Consider the following 26,338-nt stretch of genomic DNA (forward strand, 5'->3'; position numbering starts at 1 on the left):
CGCTTGCAACGGATTATATAAATCCTGTTACAAGCGTTTTTTTATTGTCTAAAAAACAATGATAATCAAAATATGCGATGTTTTTCAGTGCCCTCCTTTTCAGGCAACCTTTCTTCACAAGTAAACATAAAACCAAATAATCTAACTTTACAAGTTAGTTCCATCCGCCTCCAAGGGCTCTATAAATATCCACAAATGCATTCATTTGTGATTTTTTAGTATCGATTAGTTCAAACTTAGATTCTAATGCATCACGTTGCGTTAACAACACTTCCATATAATCTGCACGAGCTGATTTAAACAAATCAGTTGAAATTCCAACAGATTGATTTAAAGCTTCTACTTCTTGTGCTTTTAACTCAAAACTTTGTTGCATATTCTTGATTTTGGCTAACTGATTAGCTACTTCAACATAGGCATTTACAATAGTTCTTTCGTAATTATAAACTGCTTGAATTTGTCTTGCATTGGCGCTAATATAACTAGCTTTAATGGCATTTCTATTGATTAATGGAGCAACTAAGTCTCCTGCTAATGAATATAAAAGGGACTGAGGTGTATTCACTAAATACTTCGCGTTAAATGCTTGAAACCCGATACCTGCAGAAATTCCGACAGATGGGTAGAAACGTGCTTTGGCAACTTTGATATCCAAATTTGCTGCTGCTAATTCCATCTCTGCTTTTTTAATATCAGGACGGTTTTCTAACAATTGTGAAGGGATTCCAGCATTGACTTTAGCAGGAATAAGGCTTTCGAACATTTTATGGTCTCTTACAATTGGTTGAGGAAAACGACCAATTAGGTAGTTTATTTTATTCTCAGTCTCTGTAATTTTTTGTTTAATTCCATACTGCATTCCACGAGTTTTTAAAACCTGAGCTTCAAAACGACGTACAGCCAATTCGGTTACACGAGCAGATTCTTTCTGCAATTTCATAATTACCAAAGCATTGGTTTGGATCTCAATATTTTGTTTTACAATTTCCAATTGATTGTCTAAAGCCAATAATTCGTAATACGAATTTGAAATTTCGGCAATTAAATTGGTTTGAACAAAATTACGACCATCTACACTTGCAAAATAACGACTTACAGCTGCTCTTTTGGCATTGTGTAACTTACCCCAAATATCGGCTTCCCAAGTAGCAAAAGCACCAATTTTGTAATCTTGAAGGGGGTCTGGAGTTTCTTTACCAGGCATAATATCAGTGTTAGCTTCGCTAGCTCCCATATTAGTATAACGTCCTAGTTTATCAACTCCTGCTCCTGCTCCAACGTTTACAAAAGGTAAATATTCTCCTTTACGAGCTCTTACTTCACTTTGAGCAATCACTAATTCTTGCATAGTGATATTTAACTCTTGATTGTTTTGCAAAGCATTATCAATCAATGCATTCAAATTGGCATCGGTAAAATAATTCTTCCACTTTGTCTTTGCATTGTTCAAAGTGTCATTGGTTGCATTAAGGAAAACTTCTGGCGTTGTCTTATTTTCTGTCCTTTGAACGACAGAAGGCATTTTACAGCCCGCAAGACTTATTAATACGCAGGTTAGACCTGCGTATTTTATTTTATTTAGTTTATTCATTTTAGTCATTTTCTTCAGTTATTTCGAAAGTATCTATTGCATGTACAAAATCATCTGTTAATGAACTATCTTCTTCGTATTTAATCAATTTACGACCATCTGCCAAACTACCAAAAACATAATAAAGTCCTGGTACAATTACAACACCAAATAAGGTTCCAAATAACATACCCCCAAGTGATGCTGCACCAATAGTAAGGTTTCCAACCGCACCTGGTCCAGTAGCCACTAATAATGGAATCAAACCTGCAATAAATGCAAAAGAGGTCATCAAAATAGGTCTAAAACGTGCTTTTGCACCCTCAATTGCAGCATTTAACACCGTTGAACCTTCGTGATGTTTCTGGATTGCAAATTCCACAATTAAGACGGCATTCTTACCGAGCAGACCGACCAGCATGACTAGTCCCACTTGCGCGTAAATGTCATTGGCTACCCCTGCGAATTTAATCAACATAAATGCACCAAAAATACCTGGAGGTAAAGAAAGAATTACAGCAAACGGAAGAATAAAACTTTCGTACTGTGCAACTAATACTAAGTAAACAAACAATAATACAATAATAAATATATAAATAGCTTCATTACCCCTAGCAACTTCATCTTTTTGAAGTCCTGCCCAGTCAATATCATACCCTTTAGGTAATTTATCTTTAGCAACTTCTTGAATTGCTTTAATAGCTTCACCACTACTGTATCCTTCAGCCGGAGAACATCTAATAGAGGCCGAGTTGTACATATTGTAACGGTTCACCTCATAAATCCCTTGTGTTTTTTTCATACTCATAAATGAAGAATAAGGAACCTCTTCTCCTCTATCATTTTTCACATAGAGTTTCATCACATCTTCAGGAAGTCTTCTGTATTTTGGATCAGCTTGTACGTAAACCTTAAAGTAACGTCCGTATTTAATAAAACCTTGATCATAAGTACTACCAATAAGAATAGATAAGTTTTCCATAGCCTCATTAATAGAAACTCCTTTCTGCATCGCTGCCTGATTATCTACTTCTAATTCATATTGAGGATAATCTGTACTATAAAAAGTAAACAAAGATGTAATCTCTTTTCTCTTTTCAAGCTCAGCCATAAACTCCTTAGTAGTTCTATCTAAACGTTTATAATCAATCGTATTATTTTTATCTAACAATTGCAAAGCAATACCCCCTGCAGCTCCATATCCTGGTACAGCTGGTGGATTAAAGAATTCAATTTTTGCTCCAGGTATGTCCTTCGCTTTTTCTTCTAATTCTTCCATGATTTGTTTTGCAGTACGATCTCTTTCACTCCAGTCATCTAAGTTAATCAAAAGTGTTCCTGAGTTAGATCCACGACCTTGAGTCAAGATTTCATAACCCGCTAATGCAGACACAGATTTAATACCTTTTATTGTCTTTGCTGCTTCTTGTAATTGACGACTTATCGCATAAGTTCTTTCTAAGGTAGATCCTGGAGGAGTTTGTAGTACGGAATAAATCATTCCTTGATCTTCATCAGGTACAAAACCTGAAGGAAGAATATTTGAAATTCCAACAATTCCACAAGCAAAAGCAATTAATACCCCAAAAGTTACCGTTCTTCTGGTTACAATCATTTTCAATAACTTAACATAACTATTGGTAAGTCCATCAAATTGTCTGTTGAAAGCACCTAAAAATTTATCAATAAAATTTTTCTTTTTTTCAACTCCATGATTATTTTTTAGTAAAATCGCACACAAAACAGGTGTTAAAGTAAGTGCAACAGTACCAGAAATTACGATCGATGCAGCCATTGTAATAGAGAATTGTCTGTAGAATATACCTACGGGCCCTGACATAAATGCTACAGGGACAAAAACAGCAGTCATTAACAATGTAATAGCTATAATGGCACCACTAATTTCTCCTAAAACTTTTTTAACGGCATTGTAAGGAGAGATATGCGGTTCTTCTTCAAATTTGGCATGAACTGCCTCGACGACGACAATTGCATCATCGACGACAATTCCAATAGCTAGAACTAAGGCAAATAATGTAATCAAGTTAATTGTCAATCCAAAAGCAAGCATTACAAAAAAGGCTCCAATTAAAGATACTGGTACTGCCAAAATTGGAATTAATGTAGAACGCCAATCCCCTAAGAATATAAAAACCACAATCGCTACCAATATAAAGGCATCTCTTAAGGTATGAATTACTTCTTCAACAGATGTATCTAAGAAATTAGAAACGTTATAACTAATTTCATAATCTATACCAGGTGGAAAATCTTTTTTAAGACTTTCTAATTTTTCTTTTAAACCGTCAATTACCTCTGTAGCATTACTACCATAGGCTTGATTTATTGTAATTGCTGCAGAAGGAAACTCATCTTTATTGGAGTAAACATCATAGAATTCACTACCCATTTCAACATCTGCCACATCACCTAAACGAAGTATTTCTCCATTAGGTTTTGCTCTCAAAATAATATCTTTATATTCTTGAGCTTTATTAAACCTACCTTTATAAGTTAAAACATACTCTATAGATTCTGAAACTTTACTATCAGCTCGACCTAACCTTCCCGGAGAACCAATAACACTCTGCGTATCAATGGATTCCATAACCTCTTTTGTCGATATATTGTAAGCTCTCATTCTATCTGGTTTCAACCACACACGCATTGCATATTGTCTAGTACCAATGATTTTTACAAATCCAACACCTTTTACCCTTTGCAATTCAGGCATTACATTAACATAAGCATAATTAAAGATATACTCCATGTTGACATTCTTAGTGTCTTTACCGTATAAATTCACATACATAAGCATGTTAGGCATTAATTGCTGTACAATTAATCCTTCTAACTGAACAAGTTTAGGTAATTTACTTTGCATCTGAAGAACACGATTGTTCACATTTACAAGTGCCTGATTAGGATCTGTTCCTTTATCAAATACAACAGTAATATTTGCTTCTCCAGAACTGGCAGCAGTAGAAAACATATATTTAGTACCTGGAACACCATTAATAGCTTGTTCTAAAGGGATAAGAACTGATTCTGTCAAAACCGTAGAACTTGCTCCTGGATAAGCCAAATATACAACAATCATTGGCGGTGCAATGTCTGGGAACTGTGACTTAGGCAGCGTTTTTATGGCTAATACCCCCATAAACACGATAAGTAATGATATTACTATCGCTAGGGCTGGCCTGTGGATAAATTTTTGAAACATATTGTTTTATTTTTTTTTAATTAGTATCGCCATTTATTCAGCTTCTAAATCTAAATGAGAGATTACATATTTAGGCTGTTTAAAATCATATTTTATTTTCTGATTTTCTTTAACTTTTCTAATTCCTTCTAAAAGTATTTTATCACCCACTTTTAATCCATCAGTGATAACATATAAATTTCTCATTTCAAGTCCTACTTTAACCATTCTTGATTTAAGAACATTATCTTTAGTAACAACGTAAACATATTTTTTATCTAAAACTTCATAGGTTGTTTTCTGAGGTATTACCATTACATCTTTTAAAGGAATATCCATTACAATATTTCCAGTTTCCCCATGTCTCAATAATTGTTCTGGATTTTGAAAAGTAGCTCTAAATGGAATATTACCTGTTTCATTATCAAAATCAGCTACAATTGTCTCAACAAGTCCCACATGGTCAAATATCTTTCCATTAGCCATTTCCAATTTAACTTTCAAAGGATTTGCTTTTGAAATCTTATTCTTTAAATTAAGATATTCTGCTTCTGGTACATTATAGTATACCCACATTTGGCTATTATCTGATAGACTTGTTAACCAATCTCCTTCAGAAACAAGACTACCCAATCGTACATGAAAATAATCAACAATACCACTGAATGGAGCATTTATATTTGTAAATTGTAAATGAACATTTTTTAAAGATAAATCAGCATTTGCTTTTGCTAATTTAGCTTTAACCATAGCCAGTTCATTTTGAGAAACTACATTTTGATCTGCTAATTTTTTTGTGTTTTTATATTCAATTTCAGCAAATTGAGCCTCTGCTCCAGCACTTTCCTTTTCAGCCTGATAAATATTTGGCATAATTTGAAATAATTTATGGCCTTTTTGAACATACTGCCCTTCATCTACAAAAATATTTTGCAAGTACCCTGTTTGTTGTGCACGTATCTCAATATGCTGAATTGCATGAATTTGACATACATATTCCTTAGTAATTATTGTGTCAATCCTAATTGGATTTGTAACAAGATAAGTATCTTCTTTTTCTTTTTCTTCTTCTTTTTTACAGCTTGTATGGCATAACAAGACACACAAACCCACAAACATGAGTGTTTTCTTCATAATAATAATGATTTTTAAAGCAATTGGTTTTTGTAATAATTTTCAAAAAGTAAACTAAGAATAATACAATACGTATTCTCATAGTTATTTCAATAACAAAAGGATGTTTTTGTTTAGATTAAAAATAAACTTGTGATTTGATTGGTAATTAGGATACCAACAAGAAATGTTTTAAATCAAATGCGAAACACTTGAAATAAAACATATTTTCTGCATGAAGTATAGCAGTCGAAAGTTATTCTATAAACTGTTCTTTTATTACAACTACCGTAGTAGGCAATATCATCAGTAATTTGATAAAAGGTAGCTAAATAATTAGCCGTATTAATTAACTCTTTTTTCGAAGTAAGAACTTCATCTTCTTCACCTTCATTATCGGTAGCACGAAGTTTATTAAGATCTCTTCCACCTGATGAATGTTGCGTATTCAAAAATATATCAGAATGATCAAAGTAATTTGTTAATAAAGTAGAATGATTATCATGCGATTTTAAACTACATAATGCTGAAGTTGAATGATCCAAATGAATAGCATACATAGACGTTCCTGTTCCTCCGAAAAGGACCAAAAAAGAAAGTAGTAGATATTGGATGAATAACTTCTTTATCATGCCCCAAAAGTACACAAACTTTTTTATACTTGGCAATAGCTATATTGTTAAATATTGTTAATTGATTAAAATACCTTTTATCTCATCACACCCCTACTGTTCGCATGGGTTACCAGCTTTTTTTTACTTAAAAACACCTCATATAGTGGTTATTTAGGGTATCTAGTCTAAAATATTTTGATTTTCATTAACACTTCAAAAAAATAATTATCATTATATTATTTTTTTTCCTTATCTAATTATTTTTATTTATTCTAAATAAATGTGTTTTTTTTTGAGATATATTTCTACAATAATATCTTTATTTTTAATTTCCAATAATAAAAAACATAGCATAACAATTCCTGCTTTTTTACTAATAATACTAATTACGAAAGGACAAAAAATTAATTCAATCGAAAATAATGTAATAAGAAAGTGAGTATACTAAATTGATAACCAAATAGAAATAAGTAAAAAAGGTAAAACACTTAATAAAATTTTAATAGCTTGAAAGAAGAACTTAAAAAAGTATAGCAGTATCTCAATAAGAATTGAAAATAATGAATGTTCAATAAAGTATACAAGTAATCAATAATAAAATACTCTCGTACCACAATCCACTCACTTATGTGTTATTAAAATATATTAAAAACATGCAATATATGTTGAGGATGTAAGAGATAGAACTCAAGAAACTTTTTAGTTTTAATACAACAACATACTTCTTATATAGGTATTTAAAAAAAGTTACCGATTTACAGATACTCAATTGGTAAGAAAGCATTCCAATAAACTATCCAACTTTATTAATCCTTGACTTAACAAAAACCACTGAGATTAAAAAATAATTTAATACTAATTATAAATAGAAATCATACAGCAGGGTGGAGCAATCGTATTAACAGTAGCTCTACAACCTGAAGGACCGATATGAAGTAACTATTTACAAATGCACTCGGTTATAATTGAAAAAATTTACTCTTTTTTTAATTATCAAACATTGTCAATGAAGTAAATTATTGTACACAAAAAAACTATAGTAAAATCCCTATTGATACGAGACAATTTATGGATAATTAAAAATATAAACTGTAATTTTGTAAAAATTCTCGTTTAAAATAAATAATACAAAAGATGATTAAAAAAAGCACTTTTAGAAACCTACACCGTGATCTTGGTTATTTTTACATAGGTCTAATTGTTTCCTTCGCCTTTTCAGGTTTGATGATGAATCACCGCGAAAGTTGGCATCCTGAAAAGTACACAACGCAAACACAAATGCTCATTATTAAGTTACCAGAAATAAGTGAACTTAACGATGATTATGCAACAAAGCTTGGAAATAGATATCATTTCCATGACAAATTAAGGCGCCAAACGATTAAAAATAATACTTATAAAATTTCATTTGAGAAACATGATGTCGAAATTGATATCAAAACGGGTAAAGGTGAAATAGTCTCTTTCAATAAAACACCTATCATAAGCCAAGCAATGTCGTTGCATACTAATACCTCTAACTTTTGGATCTATTATTCTGATATTTTTGCCTTAAGCTTAATAATCATCGCTCTAACAGGTATTATAATGGTAAAAGAAGGAGAATTTAGCTTTAGAAGCAGGGGATGGAAATTAGCCATAGCTGGTATTATTTTTCCACTGATATTTCTTATCTTATTTGGATAATCAAAATCATTATTTAATAAAACACCCATTCGTTACCAAAACGAATGGGTATTTTTTTTGCATTGAATTGTACTCCATAATTTTGCTTTATTACTATTAATAAATTTCTACATACTAAATCTAGTTAAGCACAACTTGCCCAATCTACTTTCTTTAGGGTCTTAGAATCTTTCGAATACTTCAAAAAAATTTGTGTCTTATTTTGGGCTGTAATTTCAAAACTTTTTCTTTTGTTAATATCGGATTGGTAATAAATTTAAATTGGTCTGTTAACTCCTAATATAATGGTCTTTGTAGAAAGAAATCATTGATATTCTTAGATTTCATATCCAATTATTAACTGCAGTAGCACATTCTTTGGATGTCGTATATTTATTGATAAAAACAATATCTATAATTAAAAACTATCGAAGTATACCTCCCAGAACATAAAATTTCGGTTATCGCTTCTAATATTACTTCTGATTGTGGTTTGTATCGGAAAATTTAATATGGTTATTTTTATCAATATATATTACAAGAAAAAGAGGTAAAACACATTTTTTGGGAATACGAATGAATTATGATATTCATACAAAGTCAGTTTTGGATCTAGCTGGATAAACATTTACCTTTTTGATTCGTTTAATGATTCCTACTTTATCAGCGACAGGATTTTTTGTTTGGTTTACTAGTATATACCCGCAGAAATCTAGTTAATTTCTATTTTATTTAATAAAAAAAACTCTTAAAAACCTATATTAAAAGTACAACGTAAGTTTCATAATTCTAGTACTTTTCTACCTAAAATAACTTCAATTCGTTGTATCAGATTACACTTACGTTAAAAAAACTTTTTAGAGCTGTAAACTATTACAATCCAGAAAGTTAAAAAAAACATAATTTATTATTTTTATTTAATCTAAATAAAGTTTGATTTTTTGAATATCATAGCTACATTTGCATTTTATTTTTAATCAATCTAAATAAACATGATAACCAGAATTTTACTTACTAGCATTTGTTTGATTAGTCTTCAAACCCAAGCCCAAGAATTAGCATATAACAACATTTCTCCCACTATTAGAGAAAAGTATACTGTAAATCGCGATACAGTGAAAAATAAAAAGGGTGAAGTCCTTAAAGAAATAGTGGTTACCACAAACAAATCTACAAAGCCTGTTTCGGTAGCTCGCTCCGGAATTAAAATTATGGACCTACCACAAAGTGTTCAAGTCATTGGTAGCGAGATCATAACACAGCAACAAGCCATACGTTTAAGCGATGTTATAAAAAATGCTAATGGTGTTTATGTAGGCTCAGCTCGAGGAGGTGCCCAAGAATCATTGTGGTCAAGAGGATACGATATGACCTCAAACAACATGCTTAAAAATGGTTTTAGATATAATGGGGGTTCAATCCCAGAAGTTTCATCTTTAGATAGAGTTGAATTCTTAAAAGGAAGCTCCGCATTGTTATTTGGTAACGTTGCTCCAGGAGGAATTCTTAATATGGTAACCAAAACTCCTCAATTTTTCAATGGAGGAGAAATAAACATGCAAGCTGGAAGTTATGCTTTTTATAAACCTTCAATAGATTTTTACGGACCTCTTAACAAAACGATTGCTTATCGATTTACAGGTTCCTACGAAAATTCTAAAAGTTTTAGAGATGTAGTGAAAAACAAACGTATCTACTATAACCCTTCACTCTTATTTAACATTAGTGATAAAACACAAATTACAGTTCAAGCAGATTATTTAAGTGCTGACTGGACACCAGATTTTGGAACAGGAATCATTGGTAAAGAAATTCTCGATTTACCTCGTAACAATTTTTATGCTGCATTATGGTCCACTGGAAACACCAAATCATCTAGCGCCTCGGCATTAGTTAACCATGATTTTAATAAAAACTGGAAACTTAATTTTAATTCTTCTTATCAGTATTACAACAGAAAATCAAGATCTACAGCACAAATGTATGGTCTTGAAACCTATACTAATCGAGGAGATTGGAATAGACCTTTAACACAAAGCAATAATCAAGAAAAGATCCTTGGAGAACAATTAAGCATACAAGGAATTTTTAACACTGGAAAAATCAAACATCAAATTTTTACAGGTGTAGATTATGAAAATTCACTAGCAAAAGCCTACACCTATACTTTCTTTGATGCTGCAGGAAATATAAAATCGACTGAAGATACAGCAATCAATTTGTTCAATTACGATCTAAGTGCAGAAAGTACTGTGGCTCCATTTGACTCCAGAGCTACTCAAATAGTAAATACTGACTCACAACGTTTTGGTGCCTACTTTCAAGATCTGATATCGCTTACCGATAAATTCAAAGTACTAGCAGGTATTCGTTGGTCTTGGATCGAGTCAGAAGCATCTACTTACAAAGAAACGCTTGTCAACAAGTTTCAAACGGTAGCACCAGAAAATAATACTCCAACTGTTGCTGCAAAACGTTTGGATAATGCTTTCTCACCAAAAGTTGGGCTTGTATACCAACCAACAAGAGATATCACTATCTTCTCAAGCTACTCCAACTCTTTTACACCAAATACGTCGGGTACAACAGTAGATTTACAACCTGTAAAACCTTCGATTATTGATCAATATGAGGCCGGAATCAAAACAGATTTCTGGAGAGGAATTCTAAGTACTAATGTTACCGTTTATCAAATTTCGAACAATAATTTAGTTCAAACTGCTCAATTCAAAGCTGATGGGTCTGCCAACACCGATACATCTTTAAAAGTTTTAAGCGGACAAACAAAAAGTAAAGGAATTGAAATTGACATCACCGCCAGACCTTTTGAAGGTTTCAATATCAATGCAGGATACAGTTACAACGATATGCGCTTTGTAAAAACACCAGTTGCTGTTGGTAATTCAATCGAAGGAGATCGCGTTGCTAGAACTCCTGCCAATACTGCCAACCTAAGCTTTTTCTACAAAATACCTTCTGGAGCATTAAAAGGAATATCAGTTGGTGCTATTGGTAATTATATCGGGAATCGCATTGCTGGTTGGAACAACCGTTATATTGAGGACACCGCAAATCCTGGAACGTTACTTATTCAAGATAGAGAAGTTCCTGTAGATGGTTATGCAACTATCGACTTTTCAGCAGGTTACTCTTGGAGTAAACTTTCTCTTCTGTGCAAATTATCGAACATCACGAACGAACTCAATTATACCGTTCATGAAAATTATAGTGCAAACCCAATTGCTCCTAGACAAGTAATGGCTAGTCTAAAATATAGTTTATAACATTGTATTTTACACAAAAAGAAAAAATCCCATTTGCAAATGCGCAAATGGGATTTTTTAGTTTTATTTCTTAACGCTTAATGTCTCTAGTATCTTTTCTTCAAAACCAAGTAAGGCACGTCGTGCATAGTCTACTTTCTTTTTTGTTTTGAATTCATACGAAACTTCTAAGAAGTTTTTAAAAGGAACCTTTGGTTGTACTTTCAATGCATCATTCTTTTTATAAGTGACCTTAATCGGAATGTCTTTGTAGTACGTAAAATATTCTGGGTGTGTAATCACGCCCAATGTAGAGCAGTCAAACGGAATAAATCCTCGTATTCCAAAAAACTTCTCGTTCTTCTCCATCCACGGTTGTACAATGTCAAAAAGCCATTTATCTGCTTCTTCCTTTTGATCCAAACTAGCCAAATCTATATTCCCTATAAAAGTGTACGAACTGGGTTCATAGCCCGCAAAAACTAGCGGTATAGATGATTCCAAAACCACATCCATAGATTTGTAATCCAACTCATAATTGTAATCAAATACATTCAATTTACCATGACCTGGATTGAAAGGTAAATCAGGAGTACGAGCTGCGCAAATACTAATTTTTTCGATTTGCGGAATAATATCAGGATGATTTTTTATCAATGTTGCAATGTTGGTCATTGGTCCCAAAGCCAAAATGGTCAATTTCTCTTTTTTCAATGCTTCGTACAACGCTCTCGTTCCATCATTTTCAACACCCAAATCATCTGCTTTTGGTGATCCTTTATATACTGGAATCGCCTTTCCTTTGTTGTGCCATTGCAACAATTTATTAATTACATCATAGCTATAATCCACATAAGTGATCGAACTGATTCCGACTATTTCGATTTGTGGTTGTTTCAACGCCATAATCAGTGTGAAAGCATCATCAACTTCTCGAGGTCCTGATGCATCGGGCATTCCAATCATCAAATCGGTATCAAACCACACCTTTGTTTGTGCTTGCGCTAGACTTCCCCACACCAACAACCCAACATAAAATATATACTTCATCTTATTCGTTTAAAATTAATTCATAAGCAATATGCAATAGCATTTTCTTTTTATCCAAAGACATTTCAAGTGGCAATTGTGCCAACCCAATCAATCGTCGCATAATTTCCGTTCCAACAAAACCATTCAAAATGGCACTGTTCAATTGGTCAAAACTTTCATAATTCTCAGCCACCTTAACGATTAAGGCTTCGCTCTGCCCCGACAAATGTAAATGTGCAATAAAAACAGCCAAATCAAACTCTCTTGATCCAAAAAAGCAAAATTCAGGATCGATTACTTTGATTCCTTTTTGGGTTTGCAACCAACTCCCAGGATAAAAATCACCATGCAACAAATACTTCCCTTTCGATAAATATAAGCCACCCAATACTTCAACCCTTTGTCTCAAAGCATTGTTTTTTTTGTAGACTACTGCCAAATCCTGCAAACCATCTTGTATTGTATTCAAGTCAAAACCGTTCTCTTCCATAAACGGATACTTAAATATATGTTCGTGGTTCAACACCCTCATTTCTTCATTTGCCAATTCATCATCCACCCTAGTTTTTGCAAAAGCTTGATGCAAAGTACTCAAATACGACACTAGTTTTTCCAAGGAAGCAACAGACAATTCTTCGCCATCTTGATACAAAATCGTACAATCATTTGCAGGTCCCAAATCTTCGATAGCAACCAGTTTATTGGCAACATCTACGCCCAATTTCTCGGGCATAAAGTGTTGCAGAAAGTCATTTTCTTTTATTTTATCATAAAAAGAAGCCTCTATAAGTACGCGCTCTGCGGGAGCAGCCACCTGCGGATACTTCTCTACATACCCACGCGCTTGCTTGAGAATAAAACTACGTTGGTTTGTTTTTACTCGCAAAACATAATTCATGTTCCCCGCACCCGGAATGGTCAAACTAGTAATCTCTTCATTCGTTCCTAACCATCCCAAATTTGTCAAACAAACTGTCAAATCCGCTGGATTATTTGCATCCAATACAAACATATATTTTTCTTTAAAATTATAAATCTCATTACTTGGGCGTTCCCGCCAGAAAAAGGCGGTCGGGCTATCCGCTATATCTTTTGTTCCGCTATCGCTACACAAAAGGATACCGCTCCTATCCCTAACGCAAACCCTGCTTCCCATTTCTAATCCCTAAAACAAATAACGTACCCCAAACTGAAACTGTCTTGGTGGTGAAGCATTACGTTGCGTAAACAAACCACTAGCACTTGATCCACCTTGAATCTGGTTACTTTGAGTGGCATTATTACTGTACCCACTTAAATTTTCTGCGTTTAGTAAATTAAAAATATCTGCTCGCACTTCTATTTTTCGATCACCACCCACCGCAAATTGATGTTGTAGTCCCAAGTCAAAAGTAGTGTTCCAAGGTAGGCGGTCGCTATTCCTGCTCTCTCCCGGAAAACGGTCACTATTCCCCGTGTAGGCATCTGCGAAACTTGCGCCATCACCATTCAAATCAGTTGTTCCAAAACCTAGCGGAATACGATTTATCGGTTGTCCACTTTGCAATAATCCTGTAAAAGTAACCGTTGACCCTTTGAAGGGATAATAATTGTAGATTCCGTTAATATTGTGCGTTCGATCATTTACAGAAGGTCCCCATTCATTGGCATAATTATTCGCATCCGAAGCTCTAAAATTGATTCCGTCTGTATTATTTTTACTTGATGAAAGTGTATAATTCAATCGATACGAATAATCATCTGTACCTCTCTTTTTTTGATAGTTCAAACTCATGGCGTAGTAGCGTGACTTGCCTTCGTTTTCACTCATTATTATACTTCGTGCTATTCCTGTATATGTTTGCCCATTGATAGTAGCAGTACCATTTACAATCGGAATTGGTCGGCTTGCATCTGCTTGCGCTACAGTTCGAATGACCACATTATTCGGATCAATAGGATATTCTGCTGCTGCATTTAGATTGCGCAAACGAGTTAAATTTTCTCCTCTATTATGTACTAAATCGACATAAAACAATCTATCATCAGATAGTTGCAATTGATACCCCAAAGCAAATTCATGACTGTAGGCATTTTTATAACCATTCGGATTTAGAATCCTTCTTTCGTTTGAAAAAACTGTTTCTCTTTGTCCCTGCAAATCAGTAGCTGAAGGACCATTCAAATAAGAAACATTATTTACCGTAGCATTCAAATTTCCGTTATAAGTAATCGCATCAATATTGGTACTAGCTGGTAATATCCCCAAACGTTTTAATTCCTGCAACTCTATTTTATAACTGGCCGATGTCGTATTTTGTTGCAACGCATCACTATAGACCGCATAACTTACTTTATCATATGAAATACCATACCCCCCACGCAAACTACTGTTATTATTCAGTTTATAGTTAAAATTAAATCGTGGTGCCAAGTTATTGTAATCTCCTTTATTGCTACCGCCCTTCGATAAATTATCATAATCGTATCGTAAACCCAAAGTCAAATTCAATCGATCGGTTACAGACCATAAATCTTCGATATAAGCTGAATAAATATCTTGATGGGTTCCAAAAGAAGTGGGTCTCAACTCCACATTATAATCTAAAACTTGTGCATCTGCCGGGATATCGTTTACATTCAAAGCGCCACCTACTCCACTGTTTTTTATTTGATCAATTTGAGTCTGAGTCAACTTCACCCTGTAATTCCCTACTGGATTTCCTCCACCAAACAAAACATGACTCCCTCGTATAAAGTTTAGTCCTGCTTTGATAGTGTGTTTCTCTGTGTAATATTTCACTTTTTGTTGTAACTGCACTGTGTTTTCGATAGCATCAAAAACATAACCTGGATTCCCAATTACACCTAGCGTTTCATCATTTACTCCCAAAACAGTAACCTGCGACGTATTTGGATTGAATGGCTTAGCATAATTCCATCTAAAGCGGCTGTACTGCACATTGGTCTCTCCAGAAAAATCACCTAATTTGTAACTGTTTTTCAAAGCCAATAAAATACTATTACGTTGCTGTGAATTTCCTGCAGAAGCAAATGTAGAACCGCCATCCAAACCACCACCTTGGCGCTCAATATCCACAACACCTACATTCGCACGTAAAGACGAGTTGAAATTTGAGTTCCAAATTTGATCAATTTTGGTCGAAAAATAATTAAATTGATTGGTACCACGCACCGATTCTGCTACGCCCAAGGCAGGTACATTCAACAAATTATCTTTGACATCTGTGGTGTGTTCAAAATTAATATAGTAAAACGTTTTGTCTTTGACGATAGCACCACCTGCTCCTGCTCCCCATTGATAACGTGCAAAACCATTTTTAACTTGATTACCTGATAAATCTCTTTGGGCAAAGCTAGACTTTCCGTCGATGCTTGGTCCTGGCCTAGTGATGTAAAAAACTTCTCCTGTACTTTTATTAGAACCTGATCGCGGTGTAATATTCACAATTCCACTACCGGTCAATCCGTACTCTGCAGAAAAGTTGTTGGTCAAAACAGTAATATCTTTTACAAATCCCGACGGAATGGCAAATTTTTGACCACCCAAAAAGCGTTCGTTGTTATCCATTCCATCAATTAAATACGAAGTATATCCAGAGCTTGCTCCATTGATACTCACATTGGCAGCTTCTGGATAAAATCCAGTCGCTTGTGAGACATTGGGTAAACGGTATAATACTCTAGTAACATCCCTACCTTCTACAGGAATTTCTTGGAGTTCGGCTGCTGTTATCTCGAATGAAACTTCGGCATCTCTCCTGTTTATTTTGGAACCCGAACCTGTTGCAATAACAATCTCATTCAATTGTTGACTGTTGGCCTTTTGCAAAACCAAATTTATGTTTGGACTTTCATTGGAGCGAATACTCAACATCTCAGAACTTGTAGGAGCAAACAGTATGTTTCCCGCAAACGAAACTTGATAACCATCTAAGGCTGGAATCCCACGAAAAATGGCTTTTCCTTGCGCATTTGTAGTTTGTAAACTGGTTGTGTTTCTGGCGCTATTGGCCAATTTAATGGTGATATTTGCTACTGGTTTCTGGTCGTCGTTATCGATAATTTCGACCGTTAAATCTTGTTGCGCCATGGCTAAGGTCGAAACGCAAAGCATAGCCCAGATGAAAAGTTGTTTCATGGATGGTATTAAAAGTGACTATTTAATTTTGATTTTTTTTCGAAAAATTAAATAGCAACCGGCGAACCTTTGTTGTAGAAAGTGGTGGTGTAAGACGAAAAATAAGATACTTTTTCGAATAAAAAATAAAATAAGCGCTCTTGTACCAAGGCCATTAAATAGGCTCTCAGTTTTGAAGCATACCCTAAACTAGAAATAGAATCTTGAAAGGTGTCTTTATCATTACAATCTTGTAACCTCGGCAGGTGAAAAATGGTTTGCTGCTGAAAAATATGGGTTAAATTTTTGAAAACCGAATTTGTTTGCCACTCAATCTTCTCAAAAACGCTCGCATTGAAATTTCGCTTAGACAATCCCATCAAGTAAACACCGCCATGCCAATCGGCTCCCAAAACAATATCTTTATTTTGCAAATTTTGAGCTGCATTCAATAATAAAGAAGTTGTCAATGCTAAGGAGTCATTACCAATTACAATAACATTTTCAAATCCTTGATCAAAAACATTTTGAACCGCAGCTGTAATCTTATATCCAAAATTTGATCCCACCTGCGTGGTCTCATCTGAGATAAAATAAGGTAATTTTGTTTTTTTAACGGTTTGAATGACTTTACTATTCAATTTTTTCCACAACAAAATATTGTTCTTAGTGTAAGAACTTATTTTTTTTGTTGCCGCTTCTGCTTGCTCGGTTTGAGCAAAAAGCAAAATTGCAGTGGTCGAATTTAAATTGGTTTCGGCATTCATATTTTTATAGACGCATCAAAAGTACATCCCTGACATTAATTCATTTATATTTTAAAAAATTTTGTAGATCAACGCACCCACGAAGGATTTTAAACCCTTGGTAGCTTTGTAATTCTAATTTATATACGGCAAACTACAGTATTTGGTTTTATAAATGCGAATTATATTTTCGAAAATAAAAACACAGTTGTTTTAACAGCCCTCATCAATCTGAATTTCAGCTAGAAAGGCAAAGCTAAAATATGAAAAAGATTCTTTATGCTCCCGAAAATTCTACTTTGGACTGTACTTTGCAAAAAAAGGCTGTCTTGTGGACAGCCTTTCTAAGTATAAATCAATTATAGTATTATTGTAAACCAGCAATACTTTGCTCAATCGTTTCGATTTTTGCCAAAGCATCAGCTTCTTTTTGTCTTTCGTTTGCTATTACTTTTTCAGGTGCACCAGCTACAAATTTCTCATTTGACAACTTTCCTTGCACTGATTTCAAGAAACCTTTTGTGTAAACCAATTCTGCTGTCAATTTTTCAATTTCAGCTTCCACATCAATAGTTCCAACAACAGGAATAAAATATTCGTTAGAGTTCACACGATAAGACAACGCTCCATCTACTTTTTCGGCTACGTATTCAAATGAAGAAATATTCCCTAATTTGGTTACAATAGTATCAAAATAAGTCGAAATAGCATCGTTATTGATAGCTTTCAACTCGATAGTATCCTTGAACGGAATGTTTTTGTCTTTACGAATAGTTCTAATTCCAGAGATCACTTCCATGGTGATATCAAAATCGGTGATTAAACTAGCGTTAAACGGTTTAACCTCTGGCCAAGTAGAAACAATTAATGCCTCTTCAGTACTTCTTTCAGCAATTAGTTGCCAAATTTCTTCAGTCAAGAATGGCATGAACGGGTGCAACAATTTCAAATTATTTTCAAGCATTTCTATCGCTTTAGCAAAAGTAACGCTGTCAATTGGTTGTTGGTATCCTGGTTTGATCATTTCTAAAAACCAAGAACAGAAATCATCCCAAACTAATTTGTAAATAGCCATCAATGCCTCAGAGATTCTGTATTTATCAAAATTATCTTCGATCTCTGCTAATACGTGTTGGAACTTCGCTTCGTACCATTCGATAGCTACTTTTGATGATTCTGGTTGTTCGATTGCAGTAGAAACTTCCCATCCTTTAATCAACTTAAAGGCATTCCAAATTTTATTCGAAAATCCTTTTCCTTGGTTACATAATTCTTCATCAAACATGATGTCGTTTCCTGCAGATGCACTCAATAGTAAACCTACACGCACTCCATCAGCACCAAATTTTTTGATCAATTCCAATGGCTCTGGTGAATTCCCAAGAGACTTAGACATTTTTCTTCTTTGCTTGTCACGAACTAATCCTGTTAAATACACATTTGTAAATGGTTTTTCACCAGCATATTCGTAACCTGCAATGATCATACGCGCTACCCAGAAGAATAAAATATCTGGACCGGTAACCAAGTCATTTGTTGGGTAATAATATTTAAAATCGGCACTTTCTGGATCCATAATACCACCAAAAACGGACATTGGCCATAACCAAGACGAAAACCAAGTATCCAAGGCATCAACATCTTGTCTCAGGTCTGTGGTTTGAAGTTGCAAGTTAGCCGTTTTTTCTTGTGCCAATTTTAGCGCATCTTCTATATTTTCTGCAACTACAAAATCTTCTTTCCCGTCTCCGTAGTAAAAAGCCGGAATTTGTTGTCCCCACCACAATTGGCGAGAGATATTCCAATCACGAATATTGTTTAACCAATGTGCGTAGGTGTTTTCAAAACGTTTTGGATGCAATTTAATATCACCATCAACCAATACGGATTGAATTGCAGGTTTTACCAAATCTTCCATTTTAAGAAACCATTGATCTGATAATCTTGGTTCGATTACCGCTTTGGTTCTTTCAGAGGTTCCAACTTTGTTCAAGTGGATTTCTGTTTTAGACAATGCGCCTGTTTCTTCTAATTCTTTTGCAATTGCTTCACGAACTACAAAACGGTCTTGTCCTTTGTAATGCATACCAAAACTATTTAAGGTAGCATCTTCGTTAAATATATCAATGATTTCAAGATTGTGCTTTTCGCCCAATGTTTTATCATTCATATCATGTGCAGGCGTTACCTTCAAGCATCCTGTTCCAAACTCGATATCAACATAGTCATCTTCGATAATTGGAATCACGCGCCCACATATAGGTACGATTGCTTTTTTACCACGCAAATGTGTAAAACGTTCATCATTTGGATTGATACAAATTGCCGAATCTCCAAAAATAGTTTCCGGACGTGTTGTAGCAACCGTCAAAAAGTCATTTGAACCTTCGATTTTATATTGTATAAAATATAGTTTTCCTTGTCTTTCTTCAAAAATAACTTCCTCATCAGATAAAGTAGTTTTTGCTTCTGGATCCCAGTTTACCATTCGGTACCCACGATATATTAATCCTTTGTTATACAAATCTACAAACGATTTGATTACAGAGGCCGACATATCTGGATCCATAGTAAATTTAGTACGTTCCCAGTCACAAGAACATCCTAATTGTTTTAATTGTTCTAGAATTGTCCCACCGTATTTCTCGGTCCAATCCCACGCATGCTTCAAAAATTCTTGACGCGTAAGATCGTTTTTATTTATTCCTTCCGACTTTAATTTAGCTACCACCTTTGCTTCTGTAGCAATAGAGGCGTGATCTGTACCAGGTACCCAGCAGGCATTAAACCCTTTTAAACGAGCACGACGAATCAAAACATCTTGAATTGTATTATTCAACATATGTCCCATGTGCAAGACTCCTGTTACATTGGGAGGTGGGATGACAATAGTATAAGGTGTTCTATGATCTGGTTCAGAATGAAAATAGTTGTTTTTCATCCAGTAATCGTACCATTTATTCTCAATCATTTCGGCGTCAAATTGTGCAGGAATTGTCATTGTATCGTAGCTAAGTTTAATCATTAAATTTTATAAATTGCTGGTTACTATTAGGAATATAAAAAGTGTTTGCAACCTATATTTTAGACTCTGGTCTAATTATTGTATTTCTATTTGGGAACAAAAGTAAATAATAAAGTACACTATAAAAAGCGAAATAAAAATTTGTGTCCTAATTAAAAGCTAGTATCTTTACTTTTCCAAAAATAAAAACAATGAAAAAAATAGCCACTTTTATCGCGATCCTACTCGTAAGCAGTATTGGATTTGCTCAAAATGGTGCTAAAATTGATTTCAAAGCCAAAAACAATACCATCGATTTTGGTACCATTACAAAAGACAATGACAATGGAATTCGCGTATTTGAATTTACAAATACAGGAAACGCCCCATTGCTTATCTATTCCGTACAATCAACCTCGAGTTGTACCATACTTTCCAAAACGCCTGAAACAATTCAAGCGGGTAAATCAGGAATAATTGAAATAAAATACACATTAACTTCTGGTCCAATTAGAAAAACGATCACGGTTGAGACGAACGCAATCAATTACGACGAAGGTAGAATACCATTGAAAATAAAAGGAGATGTCATTGCCAATTAAGCAAGCTTATCTTCTTTAAATAACCATAGTAGGTTAAAATTCGTTTTATTATATTCATTTTTTATTAAATATATAAATCGACATCAAATCATTTTATTAAACGGTAAAAAAAGATGCGTCTTGAAAAAAAATTCGCAAATTTGTGCCAAACATTATTAACATGCCTAATATTTCTATTAGAGGAAAAAAAATGCCTCAATCTCCAATACGTAAACTTGCTCCTTTTGCAGATATAGCAAACAGAAAAGGTTTAAAAGTTTACCACCTTAACATTGGCCAACCAGACATAAAAAGTCCAGAAAAAGCCATTGAGGCCATCAAAAACATCAATCTCGATGTTATTGCTTATGGACCATCTGAGGGTAATAAAAGCTATAGAAAGAAATTGGCTTCGTTTTTCAGGAGACAACATGTTAACGTAGATACTAAAGATATTATGATCACCACTGGTGGATCTGAAGCTTTATTATTTGCCATGGGAAGTATCATGGATCCCGGAGATGAAGTAATCATCCCTGAACCTTTTTACGCAAATTATAGTGCCTTCTCTGAAGAATCAGGTGCTAAAGTAATTCCTGTTACCTCTAGTTTTGAAGACGGATTTGCTTTGCCTTCCATCGAAATGTTTGAAAACTTAATCACGCCTAGAACAAAAGCCATCTTAATTTGTAATCCAAGTAACCCAACGGGAAATTTATACTCTGAACAAGAGATTTCACAATTGGGAGAATTGGCAAAAAGACATGATTTATTTTTAATCGCTGATGAAGTGTATCGTGAATTTATTTATAATCCAGAAGACATCCATTACTCCGTTATGAACCTTGTTGGTCTAGAGCAAAACGTAATCATGATTGACTCTGTATCCAAAAGATATAGTATGTGTGGTGCACGTATTGGTTGTATGGTAACTAAAAATAAAGAGGTAATTGCAACGGCAATGAAATTTGCTCAAGCAAGATTATGCCCTCCTACCATTGAACAAATTGCATGTGAAGCAGCAATAGACACTCCTAAAAGTTATTTTACAAAAACAATTAAGGAGTATAAAATACGAAGAGATACGTTGATCTCTGAATTACTAAAAATTGAAGGTGTGGAAGTAACATTACCAAAAGCAGCATTCTATTGCATTGTACAACTTCCGGTAAAAGATACAGACCATTTTGCAAAATGGCTACTTAAAAATTACGAATTAGAAGGTGAAACAGTAATGATTGCTCCTGCAGCAGGCTTCTACTCTACTCCAGGAATGGGGAAAAATCAAGTACGTATGGCTTATGTACTAAAGAAAGAAGAACTAGTACGCTCTGTTCATATCTTGAAAGAAGCGCTAAAAGTATACAAAGCAATCAAGTACAAAAAACCAATGTTAATTGACTAAAAAAGGATTGAATCAACGGACTAACTTTTTATAAAAGTAAGTTCATCAGACCTTTTTTAATACAAAAGTATTGTAACAGAAAAGCAATCTTGTTTAACTCAAGTCGCTTTAGAACATAAAAATAACGGTAAGTGCCAATTTATAGGCCATTACCGTTATTTTTGTTTGGAGAAAAAGTTTTATTTAACTTTTGTCGAATTACATAGTTTAAAATTTATTAATTAACTTTGCTCCCTTAAAAACAACCTCGTTTATAATAGAAGATTTTAATGATACAAAATAACGAATTGCAGGATGAAATAGGAGAAAATCATATTGCTACCTCTGCACAAAACCCAGTACGCGACGATGCTTTTGATGTAAGCGACGATGACAAAATTGAATTGATAAAAAAAGACGTTGAGAACATTCTAAGAACTTTAGGAATGGATTTGACTGATGATAGCATTAAAGGCACACCAAATCGTGTTGCTAAGATGTTTGTTAAAGAAATTTTTGGAGGATTGAATCCGAATAAAAAACCAAAGGCTTCTACTTTTGACAATAATTACAAATATGGTGAAATGTTGGTCGAAAAAAACATCACACTTTACTCTACTTGTGAGCACCACTTGTTACCAATTATAGGAAGAGCACATGTTGCTTACATCTCGAAAGGTAGCGTAATTGGTTTGTCAAAAATGAACCGAATTGTGGAACACTATGCAAAAAGACCACAAGTACAAGAGCGTTTAACGATGCAAATCGTTCAAGAGCTTCAAATTGCCTTGGGTACTGAAGATGTGGCTTGTGTTATTGATGCAAAACACCTTTGTGTAAACTCACGCGGAATTCAAGATATTGAAAGCAGTACGGTAACGTCTGAATTTGGTGGAAAATTTAAAGAAGAGTCTACAAGACGCGAATTTTTGGATTACATAAAAATGGAAACTAAATTTTAATTCGGCTGGTTTAAAATTAAAAAACAGAACGTATTATTTTGCCTACCGTCTCCTGATTACCCTAATACCCTAGCCCTGATGGAAGCGGAATCCTTTTTATGGCTTTTTCTGCCATAAAAAGATACAGCGGACAGCAGGATTAAGCTTCAAATAAATAAAAAAATGCCATTATATAGTACTCAAAAGATCAAATTATACAATTCTCTTTCTGGAGAAAAAGAAATTTTTACGCCGATTCACGAAGGAAATGTAGGAATGTATGTTTGTGGACCAACGGTGTACAGCAATGTGCATTTGGGAAATGTGCGAACTTTTATGTCATTTGATATTATTTTTCGTTATTTCACCCACCTGGGTTACAAGGTGCGCTATGTGCGTAACATTACTGATGTTGGCCATATGGTGGACGATGTGGATGAAGGCGAAGATAAAATTGCCAAAAAAGCACGCTTGGAAAAGTTGGAACCAATGGAAGTGGTACAACGCTACACGATTGATTTTCATCAAATCTTGAAAGCATTTAACTTCTTACCTCCAAGCATTGAGCCCACAGCGACTGGCCACATTATAGAACAAATTGAGATTATCAAAAAAATTGTAGCCTCGGGTATTGGTTATGAAGCCAATGGATCGATCTATTTTGATGTGGTAAAATACAATGAAAATCACAATTATGGGATTTTGAGTGGTCGCAACATTGAAGATATGCTAGCAAATACTAGAGATCTTGATGGACAATCGGACAAGAAAAACCCACAGGATTTTGCTTTGTGGAAAAAAGCCGAACCACAACACATCATGCGTTGGCCCTCTCCTTGGGGAGAAGGTTTCCCTGGTTGGCATTTGGAATGTACTGCAATGAGTACCAAATATTTGGGTAACCATTTTGATATTCACGGTGGTGGAATGGATTTAAAATTTCCACATCATGAATGTGAAATTGCTCAAAACGAAGCCTGTACAGGTCAAACACCCGTAAATTACTGGTTGCATGCAAATATGCTGACCTTGAACGGTAAAAAAATGGCAAAATCTACTGGAAATAATATTTTGCCTGGCGAAATACTTTCTGGTGACAATACGATTTTGAGTAAAGCATTTTCGGCTTCTGTAGCACGTTTTTTCATGTTGCAAGCGCATTACAGAAGTATATTAGATTTCTCTGATGATGCTATTGTTGCTGCTGAAAAAGGATACAAGCGATTGATGGAAGCCTTAGAAAACCTAACGCAGATAACAGCCAGCAATACTAGTACGCTTGACATCGCATCATGGAAACAATTGTGTTATGACGCCATGAATGACGATTTTAATACTCCAATCTTAATAGCGCAATTGTTTGAAGGAGTACGTTTTTGCAATCTTTTGAAAGAAGGAAAAGAAACGTTGACTGCTGATGATCTAAACGATTTCACGATTGCAATGAATGCTTTTGTATTTGATGTTTTAGGATTAGAAAATGAAAAAGCCACCAACAGCCAAAATGATAAATTGGAAGGAACAGTAAACCTATTGATCGAGATGCGAAAACAAGCGCGTGCCGACAAGAACTTTGCTTTATCGGATCAAATTCGAGATCAGTTACTCGCAATTGGAATTCAGTTAAAAGATGGCAAAGAAGGAACTAGTTTCTCTTTATAATATACAAAAAGGTTCAATTGCAGATGTAGTTGAACCTTTTTCAATTTCTGGCTCAATCTAAATAAAATGAAAATAACCAGTCCATTTATATTTCTAGTTCGCATCTATCAAACCGCCATTTCTCCCTTCACGCCTGCTACCTGTAGGTTTGAACCCACCTGCTCCTCTTACATGATTGAAGCACTGCAAGTACATGGTTTATTATGCGGTGGCTACCTCGGAATCAAAAGAATCTTGAGTTGTCATCCTTGGGGACGCACAGGTTATGATCCCGTACCTAAGAAAAAATGCGACCATTAATTGTCAAATTACTTTGTTAAACTGTTCTTAATTGGTCAGTATAATGACAAATTAATATGGATTCTAGCAACAAAAACAGTATTTTTACCCAAAATTATAGATAATGACACACGCTTTGAATATCGTATGGAATCCCTCAGAAGGAATAGATTTAGGCTTTTTTGTAATTCGTTTTTACAGCTTAATGTTTGTAATTGCTTTTGGATTAGGGTGGTACATCATGAAAAATATTTTTGAACGCGAAGGCGAATCCATCGAGAAATTAGATTCTCTATTCGTTTGGACCGTTCTAGCTACTTTAATTGGAGCACGATTAGGGCACGTCTTATTCTATGACTGGGAGTATTTCCGAAATCATTTGGCAGAAATATTTTTACCTTTCCGTTTCAATCCGTTCCAATTTACAGGATTCCAAGGACTAGCAAGTCACGGAGCTGCAATTTCGATAATTGTTGCGATGTATTACTTTTGCAAGAAAGTCATCAAACGTCCATTGTTATGGATCCTAGATCGTATCGTAATAGCTGTTGCTAGTGGTGCTATATTTGTTAGACTAGGTAACTTTTTTAATTCGGAAATTGTTGGAAAAGCAACAGATTCAGCTTTCGGAATTAAATTTGTTCGTGATTATTTCTCTCCAAACGATGCTGTAGCTCGAACCAATATTCCCAATCCAACAGAAGCCTATAACGCCATTGCTACCAATCCTCAATTCAAAGTTTTGCTAGACGAGGTTCCGGTCAAACATCCAACACAGCTTTACGAAGCTTTTTGTTATGTATTTGTATTTGCAACTTTATTTTTCTTGTACTGGAAGACAGATGCAAGGCTTAAATCAGGTTACTTATTTGGATTATTCTTGGTTTTATTATTCACCGTACGTATGATTGTGGAATCTGTTAAAGAAAGCCAAGGAGGTTTTGAAAGTGACTTAGGCAATGTACTCTCTACTGGACAATGGTTAAGTATCCCATTCATATTGATAGGTTTCTATTTTATAATCAGAGCCCATAAAGAACCTAATAAAAACTAAATAGTAATAGAAATGTCTAGTCCTAAATAAACGATACAGATTATTGGGATAAAAATAATTAATTAAACACTTGCAAGAACGTTTTTGCAAGTGTTTTTTGTTTTATAT

Annotated in this window: 17 protein-coding genes; 8 read left to right on the top strand and 9 right to left on the bottom strand. The window is 34.4% G+C overall.

Going from position 1 to position 26,338, the window contains the following annotated elements; translation table 11 throughout:
- Positions 1-154 precede the first annotated feature (154 nt).
- From M2326_RS15855 to M2326_RS15870, 4 genes are all read right to left on the bottom strand, one after another.
- Complete coding sequence (locus tag M2326_RS15855; RefSeq protein WP_264620522.1) at positions 155-1,591, bottom strand: TolC family protein; 1,437 nt, start codon at positions 1,589-1,591, stop codon at positions 155-157.
- Between the two features lies 1 nt (position 1,592).
- Entirely contained in the window at positions 1,593-4,793 is a 3,201-nt protein-coding gene (locus tag M2326_RS15860) for an efflux RND transporter permease subunit (RefSeq protein ID WP_264620523.1), read from the bottom strand.
- 33 nt (positions 4,794-4,826) lie between these two features.
- Positions 4,827-5,906: an efflux RND transporter periplasmic adaptor subunit gene (locus M2326_RS15865; RefSeq protein ID WP_264620524.1), complete on the bottom strand. Its 1,080-nt coding sequence runs from the start codon at positions 5,904-5,906 to the stop codon at positions 4,827-4,829.
- Between the two features lie 176 nt (positions 5,907-6,082).
- Positions 6,083-6,517 carry a hypothetical protein gene (locus M2326_RS15870; RefSeq protein WP_264620525.1) on the bottom strand — a complete coding sequence of 145 codons (435 nt, stop codon included), beginning with the start codon at positions 6,515-6,517 and terminating at the stop codon, positions 6,083-6,085.
- Between the two features lie 1,116 nt (positions 6,518-7,633).
- Here M2326_RS15870 and M2326_RS15875 point away from each other — a divergent pair.
- The gene (locus M2326_RS15875) at positions 7,634-8,185 is read left to right on the top strand and encodes a PepSY-associated TM helix domain-containing protein (protein ID WP_264620526.1); all 552 of its coding nucleotides are present in this window, start codon (positions 7,634-7,636) and stop codon (positions 8,183-8,185) included.
- A gap of 971 nt (positions 8,186-9,156) precedes the next feature.
- Complete coding sequence (locus tag M2326_RS15880; RefSeq protein WP_264620527.1) at positions 9,157-11,448, top strand: TonB-dependent siderophore receptor; 2,292 nt, start codon at positions 9,157-9,159, stop codon at positions 11,446-11,448.
- Between the two features lie 63 nt (positions 11,449-11,511).
- On the opposite strand, the gene M2326_RS15885 is transcribed toward M2326_RS15880, so the two are convergent.
- From M2326_RS15885 to M2326_RS15905, 5 genes are all read right to left on the bottom strand, one after another.
- Positions 11,512-12,477 carry a nucleoside hydrolase gene (locus M2326_RS15885; protein WP_264620528.1) on the bottom strand — a complete coding sequence of 322 codons (966 nt, stop codon included), beginning with the start codon at positions 12,475-12,477 and terminating at the stop codon, positions 11,512-11,514.
- Between the two features lies 1 nt (position 12,478).
- Entirely contained in the window at positions 12,479-13,471 is a 993-nt protein-coding gene (locus M2326_RS15890; RefSeq protein ID WP_264620529.1) for a phosphotransferase, read from the bottom strand.
- A 153-nt stretch (positions 13,472-13,624) separates the two neighbouring features.
- A complete protein-coding gene (locus M2326_RS15895; protein ID WP_264620530.1) occupies positions 13,625-16,600 on the bottom strand; it encodes a TonB-dependent receptor in 2,976 nt (991 codons plus the stop codon).
- A gap of 47 nt (positions 16,601-16,647) precedes the next feature.
- On the bottom strand, positions 16,648-17,346 hold the full coding sequence (locus M2326_RS15900) for a DUF2064 domain-containing protein (protein WP_264620531.1): 699 nt from the start codon (positions 17,344-17,346) through the stop codon (positions 16,648-16,650).
- Positions 17,347-17,692: 346 nt separating this feature from the next.
- Positions 17,693-20,326, bottom strand: coding sequence for a valine--tRNA ligase (locus M2326_RS15905; RefSeq protein WP_264620537.1), 2,634 nt, complete (start codon positions 20,324-20,326; stop codon positions 17,693-17,695).
- Between the two features lie 215 nt (positions 20,327-20,541).
- On the opposite strand from M2326_RS15905, the gene M2326_RS15910 reads away from it, so the two are divergent.
- The 6 genes from M2326_RS15910 to lgt all read left to right on the top strand — a co-directional run bounded on the left by M2326_RS15910 (position 20,542) and on the right by lgt (position 26,230).
- On the top strand, positions 20,542-20,931 hold the full coding sequence (locus tag M2326_RS15910) for a DUF1573 domain-containing protein (protein ID WP_264620532.1): 390 nt from the start codon (positions 20,542-20,544) through the stop codon (positions 20,929-20,931).
- Positions 20,932-21,091: 160 nt separating this feature from the next.
- Entirely contained in the window at positions 21,092-22,315 is a 1,224-nt protein-coding gene (locus tag M2326_RS15915; protein ID WP_264620533.1) for a pyridoxal phosphate-dependent aminotransferase, read from the top strand.
- Positions 22,316-22,584: 269 nt separating this feature from the next.
- A complete protein-coding gene (gene folE, locus M2326_RS15920) occupies positions 22,585-23,256 on the top strand; it encodes a GTP cyclohydrolase I FolE (protein ID WP_108741044.1) in 672 nt (223 codons plus the stop codon).
- A gap of 162 nt (positions 23,257-23,418) precedes the next feature.
- Complete coding sequence (gene cysS / locus M2326_RS15925; protein ID WP_264620534.1) at positions 23,419-24,897, top strand: cysteine--tRNA ligase; 1,479 nt, start codon at positions 23,419-23,421, stop codon at positions 24,895-24,897.
- 66 nt (positions 24,898-24,963) lie between these two features.
- Positions 24,964-25,197, top strand: coding sequence for a membrane protein insertion efficiency factor YidD (gene yidD, locus M2326_RS15930; RefSeq protein WP_264620535.1), 234 nt, complete (start codon positions 24,964-24,966; stop codon positions 25,195-25,197).
- A 103-nt stretch (positions 25,198-25,300) separates the two neighbouring features.
- Positions 25,301-26,230, top strand: a complete 930-nt coding sequence (gene lgt / locus M2326_RS15935) for a prolipoprotein diacylglyceryl transferase (RefSeq protein ID WP_264620536.1) — start codon at positions 25,301-25,303, stop codon at positions 26,228-26,230.
- Positions 26,231-26,338: the final 108 nt, after the last annotated feature.

This window comes from Flavobacterium psychraerolatum (assembly GCF_025960985.1).
Taxonomy (GTDB): domain Bacteria; phylum Bacteroidota; class Bacteroidia; order Flavobacteriales; family Flavobacteriaceae; genus Flavobacterium.

Bases quoted from the DNA above. Each gene is read 5' to 3' on its own strand.
- M2326_RS15885 (WP_264620528.1), bottom strand. From the start codon at position 12,477: ATGAAGTATATATTTTATGTTGGGTTGTTGGTGTGGGGAAGTCTAGCG.
- cysS (WP_264620534.1), top strand. From the start codon at position 23,419: ATGCCATTATATAGTACTCAAAAGATCAAATTATACAATTCTCTTTCT.
- M2326_RS15880 (WP_264620527.1), top strand. From the start codon at position 9,157: ATGATAACCAGAATTTTACTTACTAGCATTTGTTTGATTAGTCTTCAA.
- M2326_RS15895 (WP_264620530.1), bottom strand. From the start codon at position 16,600: ATGAAACAACTTTTCATCTGGGCTATGCTTTGCGTTTCGACCTTAGCC.
- lgt (WP_264620536.1), top strand. From the start codon at position 25,301: ATGACACACGCTTTGAATATCGTATGGAATCCCTCAGAAGGAATAGAT.
- M2326_RS15875 (WP_264620526.1), top strand. From the start codon at position 7,634: ATGATTAAAAAAAGCACTTTTAGAAACCTACACCGTGATCTTGGTTAT.
- M2326_RS15865 (WP_264620524.1), bottom strand. From the start codon at position 5,906: ATGAAGAAAACACTCATGTTTGTGGGTTTGTGTGTCTTGTTATGCCAT.
- yidD (WP_264620535.1), top strand. From the start codon at position 24,964: ATGAAAATAACCAGTCCATTTATATTTCTAGTTCGCATCTATCAAACC.
- M2326_RS15910 (WP_264620532.1), top strand. From the start codon at position 20,542: ATGAAAAAAATAGCCACTTTTATCGCGATCCTACTCGTAAGCAGTATT.
- M2326_RS15860 (WP_264620523.1), bottom strand. From the start codon at position 4,793: ATGTTTCAAAAATTTATCCACAGGCCAGCCCTAGCGATAGTAATATCA.
- M2326_RS15855 (WP_264620522.1), bottom strand. From the start codon at position 1,591: ATGAATAAACTAAATAAAATAAAATACGCAGGTCTAACCTGCGTATTA.
- M2326_RS15870 (WP_264620525.1), bottom strand. From the start codon at position 6,517: ATGATAAAGAAGTTATTCATCCAATATCTACTACTTTCTTTTTTGGTC.
- M2326_RS15905 (WP_264620537.1), bottom strand. From the start codon at position 20,326: ATGACAATTCCTGCACAATTTGACGCCGAAATGATTGAGAATAAATGG.
- M2326_RS15890 (WP_264620529.1), bottom strand. From the start codon at position 13,471: ATGTTTGTATTGGATGCAAATAATCCAGCGGATTTGACAGTTTGTTTG.
- M2326_RS15915 (WP_264620533.1), top strand. From the start codon at position 21,092: ATGCCTAATATTTCTATTAGAGGAAAAAAAATGCCTCAATCTCCAATA.
- folE (WP_108741044.1), top strand. From the start codon at position 22,585: ATGATACAAAATAACGAATTGCAGGATGAAATAGGAGAAAATCATATT.
- M2326_RS15900 (WP_264620531.1), bottom strand. From the start codon at position 17,346: ATGAATGCCGAAACCAATTTAAATTCGACCACTGCAATTTTGCTTTTT.